Origin of the sequence: Ureibacillus sp. GCM10028918 (assembly GCF_042666115.1) — a bacterium.
In the GTDB taxonomy this organism is placed as follows: Bacteria; Bacillota; Bacilli; order Bacillales_A; family Planococcaceae; genus Ureibacillus.
Genome location: NZ_JBHTFK010000005.1, coordinates 950,874 through 963,687 on the forward strand (window position 1 = coordinate 950,874; position 12,814 = coordinate 963,687).

The 12,814-nt window shown below is 38.6% G+C and carries 10 protein-coding genes, 1 pseudogene and 1 riboswitch; of the genes and pseudogenes, 2 read left to right on the top strand and 9 right to left on the bottom strand.

What is annotated here, in order from left to right; genetic code table 11:
* Nucleotides 1-194: 194 nt before the first annotated feature.
* On the top strand, nucleotides 195-734 hold the full coding sequence (locus ACFQU5_RS07655; RefSeq protein ID WP_390286371.1) for an HXXEE domain-containing protein: 540 nt from the start codon (nucleotides 195-197) through the stop codon (nucleotides 732-734).
* A gap of 40 nt (nucleotides 735-774) precedes the next feature.
* Here ACFQU5_RS07655 and ACFQU5_RS07660 read toward each other — a convergent pair whose 3' ends face one another.
* The 9 genes and pseudogenes from ACFQU5_RS07660 to speB form a co-directional block, all read right to left on the bottom strand.
* Nucleotides 775-1,335, bottom strand: a complete 561-nt coding sequence (locus ACFQU5_RS07660) for a cob(I)yrinic acid a,c-diamide adenosyltransferase (RefSeq protein WP_390286373.1) — start codon at nucleotides 1,333-1,335, stop codon at nucleotides 775-777.
* 1 nt (nucleotide 1,336) lies between these two features.
* Complete coding sequence (locus ACFQU5_RS07665) at nucleotides 1,337-2,800, bottom strand: adenosylcobinamide amidohydrolase (protein ID WP_390286375.1); 1,464 nt, start codon at nucleotides 2,798-2,800, stop codon at nucleotides 1,337-1,339.
* A 4-nt stretch (nucleotides 2,801-2,804) separates the two neighbouring features.
* A complete protein-coding gene (locus ACFQU5_RS07670; protein ID WP_390286556.1) occupies nucleotides 2,805-3,788 on the bottom strand; it encodes a FecCD family ABC transporter permease in 984 nt (327 codons plus the stop codon).
* A gap of 233 nt (nucleotides 3,789-4,021) precedes the next feature.
* A riboswitch (cobalamin riboswitch) is annotated at nucleotides 4,022-4,215 on the bottom strand.
* A gap of 281 nt (nucleotides 4,216-4,496) precedes the next feature.
* Nucleotides 4,497-5,108, bottom strand: a complete 612-nt coding sequence (locus ACFQU5_RS07675; protein WP_390286558.1) for a CAP domain-containing protein — start codon at nucleotides 5,106-5,108, stop codon at nucleotides 4,497-4,499.
* Between the two features lie 6 nt (nucleotides 5,109-5,114).
* Nucleotides 5,115-5,510, bottom strand: a pseudogene (locus ACFQU5_RS07680) (S-layer homology domain-containing protein); the annotation flags it as partial.
* A 271-nt stretch (nucleotides 5,511-5,781) separates the two neighbouring features.
* Nucleotides 5,782-7,449 carry an arginine--tRNA ligase gene (gene argS / locus ACFQU5_RS07685; RefSeq protein WP_390286377.1) on the bottom strand — a complete coding sequence of 556 codons (1,668 nt, stop codon included), beginning with the start codon at nucleotides 7,447-7,449 and terminating at the stop codon, nucleotides 5,782-5,784.
* Nucleotides 7,449-7,886: a YwiB family protein gene (locus ACFQU5_RS07690; protein ID WP_390286379.1), complete on the bottom strand. Its 438-nt coding sequence runs from the start codon at nucleotides 7,884-7,886 to the stop codon at nucleotides 7,449-7,451. Before ACFQU5_RS07690 ends, argS begins: the two co-directional genes overlap by 1 nt.
* 133 nt (nucleotides 7,887-8,019) lie before the next feature.
* Entirely contained in the window at nucleotides 8,020-9,039 is a 1,020-nt protein-coding gene (locus ACFQU5_RS07695; RefSeq protein WP_390286381.1) for a GTPase, read from the bottom strand.
* Nucleotides 9,040-9,256: 217 nt separating this feature from the next.
* Entirely contained in the window at nucleotides 9,257-10,129 is an 873-nt protein-coding gene (gene speB / locus ACFQU5_RS07700) for an agmatinase (RefSeq protein WP_390286383.1), read from the bottom strand.
* A 496-nt stretch (nucleotides 10,130-10,625) separates the two neighbouring features.
* Here speB and ACFQU5_RS07705 point away from each other — a divergent pair, with 496 nt between their 5' ends.
* Complete coding sequence (locus ACFQU5_RS07705) at nucleotides 10,626-12,683, top strand: transglycosylase domain-containing protein (protein WP_390286386.1); 2,058 nt, start codon at nucleotides 10,626-10,628, stop codon at nucleotides 12,681-12,683.
* Nucleotides 12,684-12,814: the final 131 nt, after the last annotated feature.

The following is a 12,814-nucleotide window of genomic DNA, read 5'->3' on the forward strand; positions in this document are numbered from 1 at the left end:
CCCTCGGTTTTATGTCTATTGTAAATATGAATGAGCATTCAGTCAACGTATTGTTTGAATATTTCTAATAAAATGTTGATAGTTTGTTAATAATGTATTTTTTCGCTACAATGCGCATCCTCTCTTCATATAAGTAAAACAAACAATACGAAATGGAAATACAACTGTTTAATTTTATAATTAGGAGTGTAAATATGGGTGGCTGGTTTGAGGTACAAACGTTAATTTGGCTTTTTCCTATTATCTTTATGTTTCATGATTTTGAGGAGATTATCTTCGCAGAAAAATGGATTCAAAAAAATTCTTCCCTGCTTTATAAAAAATTACCGAAAAAAGTTGCAGCTGGCATTATCAATCAGCTTTCTATGTCAACTGCGCAATTTTCTGTCGCTGTCCTGATTATTTTCTTATTTGTAAGTAGTTCAACAATCATGGCAAATCAATATTTACATGAAAAACCTTTTGGAAGTATCGCATTTTTTGCTGTAGTAACATTAACCTTTTTCCTTCACGCTTTTATGCACATCGGTCAATCTATTTTTTTGAGAACCTATACTCCCGGTTCCTTTACTTCAGTAATCCTGCTCATTCCATACAGTCTACTTTTGTATGGGACATTACTAAAATATGACATCATTACTTGGAAGTTAATTTTTATTTGCTTGCCATTTATTTTGTTGCTGGTTCCTGTATTATTGATCGCTCATTCAATCGGAAAAAAGATTATTAGGTAATAAAAAAACAATCCTGTTTCTTAGGATTGTTTTCTCATTTTTATTTAAATACATCCCCGCCACGAATGTACTCGATATCCTTAACGTTCGAACGGAAGTTTATGACACGAGCGGCAGCGAAGAAATAATCAGATAAGCGATTTAAATATTTTTGTACAATGGCTGGAACATCTTCAACTTCGTTCATTAATGTAACAGTCCGTCGTTCAGCTCTCCGTGTTACAGTCCGAGCAATATGAAGCGTTGCAGCTGCAGGCGTACCACCCGGCAATATAAATCTCTTTAATGGCGGGGCTTCATCTGACAGGGAATCGATTCTTTTTTCCAATGCGTCAATAGACGATTCTTGCAATGTATATTTTCTTTCCTTCATGACATTCGCTAAATCGCCACCGCAATCGAATAGCTCATGCTGAATAGTTTCAAGGTCTTCTAGTAGATCCTTGAACACTGCTGGATCTAATTCGGTTACAGCCTTGCCGATAAAAGAATTTAGTTCATCAATTGTGCCGTATGCCTCTACTCGCAAATCATCCTTACTAACGCGCCCACCCATTAAGCTTGTTTTGCCTTTATCCCCTGTTTTTGTGTAAAGTTTCATATTATCTGTCCCCTTTTCGATAAATTTGAATTGCTTCTACGGTCGCCTCAAAAACACCTCTCCCAATTACTTGACCTACCTCTGTAATGGGACCACCGTATTGCATGAACTCCCCTTGTTGCGTTGCAGCAATGAGTAGACTATCTGTTGGCGTACCGGTCGCAAGTGTGTTCGAAATATAATCATACACCTCTTCATGGTGCAATGCCTTCGACTTGCTTTCTGTTGCTGTCATCATTGCTTGCACAAAGGCTTCATCGGATAATTTGCCATTAATGATTACCCATGTATTAATCGTTCCTACTTGAAAGAAGTTGTTGCGTTTATAGCTTTGGGAAACATCGATTGCATTCCCGACCCCCGCCGTTACTACAACGAATACTTCGCCAAAGGGCATCTCATATTTCTTTATAACAGCCTTTTTCGTATCAACAGCAGTCATCATGCCGACCGTATTTGTTGGTGAAAAGCCTTTACTGACTAAGTACTGGAGATATTCTTCTTTAACATGTTCAATATCATAATCGGGTTGTACTGTCCGGTTCATGAAGTTCGCATACCATCCCATCCCTGCGTTATGTACCGCTGAAGATAGCACTCTTAAAGGATAATGGGATTTAAATTCAACATATTCCTGTTTAATTTTTATTTGATCCAATTTTACCACTTTCTCTTCAGACTGATTCTGCAATTCCGGTAAAATGGTCATTTGTGGCTTTGGTTGCTCTGGATGTGCTTGTATCGAAATCCGGGTATTATAAACATCCTTAATTTGCTCTTCGAGTAATACCTCATGTGGAGCACCGAAAGCTTTCACTTTTCCATTTTCCATTAAAAGTATTTCATCACAATAGAGTGACGCCAAGTTAATATCGTGGAAAACGGAAACTACGGTTAGTTTATTTTCAGTGACTTCTCTCTGTATCATATCTAAAATTTGCTTTTGATGTGCAATATCGAGATGATTGGTCGGTTCATCAAGCAACAGTAAACTTGAGGCCTGTGCCAAAGCTTGTGCGATGAAAACTCTTTGCTGTTCGCCACCTGATAAAAACTCCAAATAATGGTTTTCATATTTTTCAATATCCGTCAACTGCATAGCTTTTTTTACTGCACGTTCATCTTCAGCTCTCCAACTTGAGAAAAAGCCCGATTGATGTGGATACCGTCCAATCGATACAGTGTCACGAACAGTACTTGAAAACGCTGTTGCATGTAATTGCGGGAGTATGGTCATTTTTCTAGCTAACTCGCGGGTTGAATAATCATTTATATCCACGCCATCTATAATGACGGTTCCAAAAGTGGGACTCATGATGCCACTGATTACCTTTAGTAATGTGGATTTTCCGCATCCGTTCGGCCCTAATATCCCAACCATCCTGCCTTTCTCCACTTCAAATGAAATATCTGATAGGATTGGTGTTGCACCATAACCACCTGAAATATTGTGAACCTTTAGCATATTTTCACCCCCTACTTCTTCGCTGTTTAAAGAAGATATACGAAAAGACAGGTGCCCCGATAAAGGATGTAATGACACCAATCGGTAATTCTGAGGGCGTGATGATTGTCCTTGAAACGAGATCACAAAGTATCAAAAGACTCGCACCATTTAAGAATGATAACGTCAATAAATGGCGGTGATCCGTTCCCCAAAGCATGCGCGTCATATGTGGGACAACTAATCCAACAAACCCAATAGTACCCGAAACCGCCACTGCCGCTCCAGTAAGCATCGAACCTCCAGCAAGAATTGCATACTTTCGCTTTTTTACGTTTACTCCTAAAGCTTGTGCCCGTTCATCACCATACATCATGGCATTTAATTCGCGGCGATTGAGCCATAAAAGGATGACTCCAATCACGACAAACGGCAAAATCATTTGGACATATGGCCATCCTCGCATGGATACACTCCCAAGAAGCCAACTTGTAATTTCACGCAACTGTTGTCCAGTAAGTGCAATCATTAACGAAATACAAGACCCTAAAAAGGAACTAAAAATAACACCTGTCAAAATAAGTGTTTCCATTTTCATGGAGCGATCGATTATTCTTGCAAAGGATAATACAAGAATCATCGTAATGAATGCCCCCACCATACCAATCAACGGCAGAGTGTATACGCCTATGATAGGTATCGAAAGACCAAAGAAAATCGTCGCAACGGCTCCAACAGAGGCACCAGAAGAAATACCAAGTGTATATGGATCAGCTAAAGGGTTTTTAAGCAATCCCTGAAACGCAGCCCCAGCAATTGCCAGTGAAGCCCCAACAAGACCTGCCAAAACTACACGGGGCATTCGAATGCCCCATAATATACTGTAAGCACTTGGATTCGTTTCCTTATCCCATAAGGTTGAAAGTGGGATATCTGCTGAACCAATTGAAACGCCGAGCCAAATGCTTGCCAATAAAATAACGATCGATGAACTATAAGCAAACAGCATTCTTTTTTTCACAAAGTTACCTCAAGACTATTCTTTACATTATTATATTTTTTAGTAGAAGTTGTATCCATTTTGTAGTTCATTGTTTCACCTATGTGTTACCAAGTATATTTTTTGCATCATTCAGCCACATTATGAAGCAAAATAAAAAGTCTCCCTAGACATAAAGGGAGACGGTTTAGTAATTGAAAAAAATTACACGTTTTGTACTCCCCTTATCCTCGTAAGGTTTGAATCTCTTTTTCATAAAGGCAGGTCTCCTGGCTTATGGTCATTGTGTTCCCTTCCTTCCCATTACAAGTCTCTTGCAACAGTGGATTTTAGGGCCACTCCCATTTACAGTTGCGGGACAGCGTTGGATTTGCACCAACTTCCCTTTTACTCTTTTTGCAAATCTTGCAAAAAGACCTTTACTACTTTTGAATTTCTTTCTTTCTATTATACTTTATTTTTGGAAAAGGATGTATAAAACTTTAGCATGAACGATTCCGTTATTTACCAATTTTCTATTAAACCAACTATATTATGGCGCATTACTTTTTTAATACCATCTATACGGGGACGAAGCAAACCAATTTCTTCATAATATCTATGTGTTCATGTGAAAACATCGAACTCGAATACAAGCAGCTCGATACATGCGAGCGTTCAAAAAAAAGAGAGCAATAATAGCTCTCTTCAATGAAATATAAATATAGAAATCTTAGCCTATGGACGAATAAATTGTTGCGTCCAATAATTCCCGTTCTGCGCGTATCCTACCCCGATATGAGTAAAGTTGGAGTTTAATATATTGGCTCGATGGCCCTCGGAATTCATCCAGGCTTCTACAACTTCCTGTGCTGTCCGTTGCCCCTTCGCAATATTTTCACCGGCAGCTCTGTATGAAATACCAAGAGATGTCATTAATTCAAATGGCGTGCCATAGGTAGGACTATTGTGACTAAAATAATTATTTTTGGACATATCATCCGATTTAATTTGCGCTGAATTCATTATTGGTTGATAGATTTCCAATGGTTGCAATCCGTATTTCGCCCTTTCTTTATTCGTATATTCTACAACTTGTTGGGCGAAACCATTTTCAACATCCGGTGCTTGGTCATACGATTCGGCTCGTACAACAAAAGAGGCCATTTCAGCTCTTTTCACGGGTTCATTGGGCGAAAATGTTGTCGTGCTTGTTCCTGTTGTAACGCGAGCATTATATAACGCTTGTATATAATGACGGAACCCGGACGATGAACTAACATCTTTAAAAGGATATGTGATAGTAGAAGGAAGCCGGATTTCAAACGCATTTACAAGGATGATTGCCATTTCGGCTCTTGTTAATGATTTTCCCGGTTTAAAGGTATGATCCTGATAACCTCTAATTACTCCTCGTTCATATAAAGCATTAATTTCCTTAAAAGATGGTGAAGTTGAATCCACGTCGGCAAAAATCTGTTTTGTATAAGAGGAAGCATCAATGTTTAAAGCTTTTGTTAATATAATTGCTGCTTGTTCTCTTGTTAATAATTGATTCGGTTTAAAAGTCCCATCAGGAAAACCATTGAGCACCCCTCGATTATATAATGCTTGAATGGCTTCAAAATGCGAGTTTGTTGGCGATAAATCCGAAAAATCCAATGATTTTGCATCGGCTGCCGGAACCGATATGACTGCCGCTGCAGCAATGGTAGCTAAGTACGCAGTATACTTTTTATTCATAAGGTTCATCTCCTTTAGCAGTCTATGCAAACCTTATCATACCTTTTCCTATGAAACTAGGTCCCTCGGAAATAGGTTGAAAGATAGTCAGTTTCTATATATCCACATTTGTGCGTATAGAAACGTACTAGATTTAATGGAGCGGCATTCATCAACCTAAGAATTGAAAAGCTACGCGTTACTCTTACTAACTCACTGTTTAGCCCCCTCTTTAAATACTCTCAAGAAAAAACCAGCCCCCTATTTTCTAAGGGACTGGTTTAATTGAAATCACATATTATTACATTTTTTCAGGAGCTGCTACTCCGATTAAACGTAATGCGTTTGCTAGTGTCACACGAACGGCGTTGATTAATGCCAGACGTGCTTCAGTTAACTCTTTGTTATCAGGGTTAAGCACTTTTTCAGCGTTGTAGAAGCTGTGGAATGCAGCTGCCAAGTCTTGAATGTAGTTGGCAACACGGTGTGGTGTACGGTGTTTTGCCGCCTCTGCTACTACTTGAGGGAATGCACCTACTTTTTTCAGTACGTCCTCTTCTTTTTCTGCCGTTAATAAATCTAGATGATCTAATGAAGTCTTGAATCCTTGCTCATCTGCAGAACGGATAATTGAGCAAATACGTGCATGAGCATATTGTGCATAGTAAACAGGGTTTTCATTTGATTGTGATACTGCCAAGTCTAAGTCGAAGTCCATATGTGAATCACAAGCAGTTTTTACAAAGTAGTAACGTACTGCATCCAAGCCCACTTCTTCAACTAAATCACGCATCGTAACAGCATTCCCGGTACGTTTACTCATTTTGTATTTTTCACCGTTTTTATAAAGCTGCACCATTTGGATAACTTCTACTTCTAATTTATCTCGGTCGTATCCAAGTGCTTGAATTGCTGCCTTCATACGTGGAATATAGCCGTGGTGGTCGGCACCCCAGATATTGATTAGCTTTTCAAAGCCGCGTTGAATTTTATCTTCATGGTATGCAATGTCCGGCGTTAAATAAGTGAATGAACCCTCTGATTTAATTAATACACGGTCTTTATCGTCACCGAATGTAGTTGAACGGAACCAAGTTGCTCCCTCTTCTTCAAACACATGACCGTTTTCTTTTAGTTTGTTTAAAGCTACTTCGATTTTGCCGTTCTTGTATAAAGATGTTTCTGAATACCAAACATCAAAATTCACACGGAAGTTTGCTAGGTCATTTTTTAATTTGTCCAATTCTAATTTCAACCCATGCTCACGGAAGAATTCGAAGCGTTCCTCATCTGACTTTTCAAGGATTGCTCCTCCGAATTCATCAGCTAATTTACCAGCAATCGTAATAATATCTTGACCATGGTAGCCGTCTTCCGGCATAGCTGCATCCATTCCTAAAGCCTGTTTGTAGCGAGCTTCCAATGAATGAGCCAGATTGTTAATTTGATTACCCGCATCGTTGATATAATATTCGCGGGATACGTCAAACCCTGCAAAGTCTAATACGTTACATAATGAATCACCGAATGCAGCCCCACGAGCATGTCCTAAGTGCAGGTCACCTGTTGGGTTTGCTGATACAAACTCGACTTGGACTTTTTCGCCATTGCCAGCTGTAGAGCGACCATAGTTTTCACCTTGTTCTTTTACTGCTTTTACAACATCGGCAAGGAATGCTTTACGCACCGTAATGTTAATAAAGCCTGGGCCGGCAATTTCTAATTTTTCAATTTCAGTGCCCTCTGTTTCAATGTTTTCTAAAATGCTTTCTGCAATGGCGCGTGGTGGTTTTTTGGCTAACTTTGTTAACTGCATTGCTAGGTTCGTCGCAAAGTCACCATTCGCTTTATCCTTAGGTGTTTCTAAATGGATATTCAGGTGTGTCCCTGCTTCTACTAAACCTGATTTTTCAACTGCCGCTTGCAAGGCGTCTTTAATTGCTTGTTGCAATTGTTCTACTGCATTCATTATTGTACCTCCGAATAGTGTATTTCCAATGTATATTTTCCAACAGCTTGACCGCTTAAAATGAGATCGTACTGGACGTTAAATTTTCCACTCAGGATTTGGCCTTCTTTATAATCATAGGATAAATGTCGGGTTTTCGTTACGATTGGCAATGATCCAAACTGTGAATCGTATTCCCCTATCTCTTCTTGTATTGTGTTGAATGGCAGGCGCATTTTCACGCCGCCACCACGTAATATCAAGGCTTGTTCGCTACCCATTTTGACTGTTGTACGGATTTCTTTTTCCTCAAGTTGTTCTACATAACGTAGATAGGTTTTACCGGATTTTTTTACTAATGAACCGTCTAACCACATTTCGTAGTTTTCTTTATCTCCATCAATCGGAAGAATTGTGGAATTCAATTTTATTTTCACTTTCGTTTCAGCATTATTCATACTGTGGTCACTCCAGACTCTCATTACTATAACCTTTATATTATATATTAAAGCCTAATCAAAGTTCAATCATACCATAACTATGAGGAAATTATAAAAAAATCCAAAAGCACCTATGCCTTTGGATTGAAAATTAAATACTTGGATTGTCTTTTTCTTTTTTCAGGAACATCTCATAAATAGATTTTAATTGTTCTGCTTTTAATTCTATATTATGCTCATGCATGTATTTTACAGCATAACCTAATGCGACTGTAGTAGCACCCGCTACACTTGCACCAACGATCGAACCGGCAGCGGGGATAAATTTCACAATTTGGCGGAAAATCGTCTTCCCGATATTTCCAACAACCGTAGCGATGATTAGTTCTTTGGCATTTTCTTTTGATACAGGTTTTTCATAAAGTGTAGAAAGTTTAATCATCAATCCTACTTGTATTCCTGTTAATGGAATAAAATCCGAGCCTGGTATTGGCGATGCCCCAACAGCCGCTGAAGAGGCACCAGCAGCCAAAATCCACTTATTCGCAATTGAACTTTTATCTTTTAAATTTTGTGCCATAAGGACATCTTTGGACTTTTTTTCCAGGACTTCCAACAATTTTGATTGCAACATTCCTATGTTCTCCCCGGTTCTCGAGGAAATAGGTACTACTGGGTGGTTGTAATTGGTATGCTCTTCTATATATTTTACTAAGTTCGGCACATCATCTGCTGCATCAATTTTGTTTAGGACAATGATAATATCGCTTGTAATCTTTTCGATTTTCCTAAAGTTTTTTAATTCATTATCAGATAAGACTGTACCGGCAGCATTTAAAAAGAATAGGACAACATCTGACTGTTGATAATATTTAATTGTGACCTCTGAGTTTTCTTCTACTACATCATCCAGGCCAGGCGTATCTACAAAAACGATATTTTCTTTATAGGCATATTTTTGGATTTGAACTGTTTCACCTGGTTGAGCACCAACACTAGCCAAGTCTTTATCCATTAATTTATTTATAGTGGACGATTTCCCTGAATTCACATCCCCTACCATGGATATTAAGATTTTTCTGTTGAGTTGTTCATTTATTTCTTCAGATTTTTGTTCAAAGGCTTCTTCGAATAGTCGATCGAAATTTTCTTTTTCAAATTCTAAACTCATCTAGTGCACCTCTATAGTAAATATTATTTTTGCAGGAAATTTCTGTCGATTTAAACATAAAAAAAAGCATAGAAAATGTAAAGAAATTTTCTATGTTTTTTATACTATTTTGTTATTCCACCCAGCCTAAAATCATTTCTCTTAGTAATTTTGCTGCTGTGTTTGCGCCTGTCGCAAGCTTTCGGCGCAGAACTTAGAGGAACTTGTATATGAACTGTTATTTCACCCAGCCTAAAATCATCTCTCTAAGTAATTTTGCTGCTGTGTTGACTGTCATTTCGGAATGATCGTATATAGGGGCTACTTCTACTAGGTCGAACCCTACTACATTTACGCCGCTGCGAGCAATTTCATGGATGGAGGCTAAAAGTTCTTTTGACGTGATCCCTCCGCAATCCACTGTGCCAGTTCCTGGTGCGTGGGCTGGGTCTAAAACGTCGATATCGATTGTTACATATACATTGCGACCAGCTAACGTTGGCAACACTTTTTTAAGTGGCTCCAACACTTCAAATGGTGAAATGTGCATGCCGTTCTCTTTAGCCCATTCGAATTCCTCTTTTAACCCTGAACGGATCCCAAATGAATAAACATTTTTTGGGCCGATTTGATCTGCGATTTTACGAATAGGTGTCGCATGAGAATATGGCTCACCTTCGTAATCTGTTCGCAAGTCTGTATGCGCATCAAAATGAATAATTGCTAAATCATTATATTTTTCATATACGGCTTCCATTACAGGCAGGGATACTAAATGTTCTCCTCCCATACCAACCGGCACTTTGCCCGCAGCTACTACTTTTTTTACAAACTCTTTAATTTCTTTCAATGACTTCTCTGGATTTCCAAATGGAAGTGGGATATCCCCCGCATCAAAGAATTTCACATCATCTAATTCACGATCTAAATATAAGCTGTATTCTTCTAATCCAATTGACACCTCTCGAATACGAGCCGGGCCAAAACGAGAACCAGGACGATAGCTTACTGTCCAGTCCATTGGCATTCCATAAAGAACCGCTTTTGACTCTTCATAATTGGGATGGCTTTTAATAAATACATTTCCTGCATAAGTTTCATCAAATCTCATTTATTTCACCTTCAATTCATATTTTCAAAACTTGTAACCCTTATTTACTCATTTAAAATTTTCTTGAGAGTTGCCTAATGCATACCACATCAGAGGGATTAATTGAACTCACTTTATCATATTTTGTCGACTATTTGCTCAATTCAAACTAGGATCGGATAAATATTTAGCGTCTGTCCATTACATTTTACCAATTACATAGCAAAACCAAGGAAATATCCTTTTACATGCATGAAAATTGCAACAACTAGGTCTTTTGAAACTTTTTTCGACTTTATTCGTATATGATAATATGAATGCATTTTTATGGATTTCCATTTTAACCCTCAAATTGCTTGGAAATTGATTTTCCTCACTTGTACAATACAGCTACTGGAAAAATTATAGATAATTTTAGACAAGTTGCAACAGTTTTTTTACAAATAAATTCGATTAAAGCTTACTATTCAAGTCTATACTGTGGATAGTATGAAAAATGGAGTGGGGTGAAATACGGATGAAAAGGGAAAACTATAGACGACAAAGAAAGCGAAAAAAATGGGTTAAATATACAACCTTTACTGCAGTTGCTGCTGTTTTTGCAGTTGTTGTCGGGTTTATTGCTTTGCGTGTATATGCTCAGATTGCTGGTGCTCCACCTTTAACCGTGCCAAAAGCATCCGTGTTTTTTGATAATAATGGAAATCGAATCGGTGATTATTTCTCTGCTGAAAGACGGTATTGGGTAGAACTGGATGAAATCTCGCCTTATTTAATAGATGCAACGGTTGCCGTTGAAGATAAGGACTTTTATGAACACAATGGTTTTGATTATTCCCGGATTGCCAGCGCCCTTTTAACAGATCTAAAAACACAAAGCATGGCAGAAGGTGCGAGTACCATCAGTATGCAGTTAGCTCGTAATCTCTACTTAACACTTGATAAAACATGGACAAGAAAAATCCAGGAAGCTATGTACGCATACAGGCTTGAAGTTTTTTACGATAAAGAGGAAATATTAGAGGGTTATTTAAACTCGGTTAACTATGGTCACGGCATGTACGGGATTGAAGCGGCAAGCCGATATTACTTCGGCAAATCGGCAAATGAATTAACCCTGGCCGAATCTGCTTTATTAGCAGGTATCCCAAAAGGGCCGAGTATTTATTCGCCTATTAATGATTATGAAAAAGCAGTCGGTCGCCAAGCGCTCATTTTAGAGTTAATGGACAAGCAGAAATATATCTCGGCCGAGGAAAAAAATCGTGCCAATTCCGAAGAAATTGTATTAAAAAATGAACAATGGATAGCCACTAAGTCCAACGCTCCCTACTTTCTAGATGTGGCATGGCAAGAAGCAACAAAGATTCTGGAAAATGAGAATCTCAATATTCGAGAAGGTGGCTGGTCAATCAAGACATCTTTAAACCAAGCACATCAGCTCGCTGTAGATGAGGCCATCAAGGACAACATGCCAGACAGTGAATTACAAGTGGGCTTTGTTAGTATGGATGTGGAAACTGGACAAGTGACCGCTTTAGTTGGCGGTAGAGATTATGAAGATAGCTCCTTTAACCGCGTGACTCAAGCAGTTCGACAACCCGGCTCTTCCATTAAGCCGTTTCTATATGCAGCCGCTTTGGAAAATGGATTTTCACCACTTACATTTTTAGATGTCGGTGAGACGATTTTCACCTATGATAATGGCCGGGCAACTTACAAACCTCAAAATGTAAATGGACAGTTTGCAGATGGTCAAATGTCGCTCGCACAAGCAGTAGCTATTTCGGATAATATCTATGCCGTCAAAACATTAGAGGAAATCGGGTATGATCAGTACCGAGATGTCTTGGATCGTTTTAACCTAAACTTTTCAGAGGCAAACAATCCATCGATTGCTCTCGGGACAACAGAGAATTCTTTATTTGATTTAACAAAAGCTTACAACACGATAGCAAATGGTGGGAAAGAAACAAAACCGACTACTATACTTGAAATCAAAAATGCGGATGGCGAGGTTGTCTACGAGTATAAAAAACCTAAGAGTAAGCAAGTTATCTCTAAGGAAAACGCCTTTTTACTAACAGATATGATGACTGGTATTTTCGATCCTGTGTTTAGTGATTATTCTCCTGCTACCGGTGTATCACTACGCCCTCGTATGACGCACACATATGCTGCAAAATCGGGCACAACCGTAAGTGATCAGTGGTTAGTCGGGTATACACCAAGTGTGACAGCAGGTGTCTGGAATGGGTATGACCAAGGGAAAACCCTTTCCGTACAGCAAGATATGGCTGCTTCCAAACAAGTATGGATTGATTTTATGGAAGCCATCAACAAAGGAAAAGCAAACGAAAATTTTGAAGCTCCAAAAGGAGTTGAAAGTGTCTTGATTGATATTGAGACAGGAAAGCTTGCGACAGAAGCTTGTCCTAAACAGAGAATGATTTACGTGAAAACTGAGGATATACCAAAAGAGAAATGTTCATCCTTTGAATTCTTTGATAAGGATTCCTGGAACGACTTCTTGGACCTATTCCCGTTTGAAGCCTTTAAAGGGGTTTTTGAATAAAATTCAAATTAGCCAATCATGACTATAAGAATAATACAAAATTAGTGAGCGTTTTAAGCCACACAAGCTGTAGAACCTTCAATAAACAAAAAAGCTCTTTCTTGTTCGGGATGATTTCCGATATCAAGAAG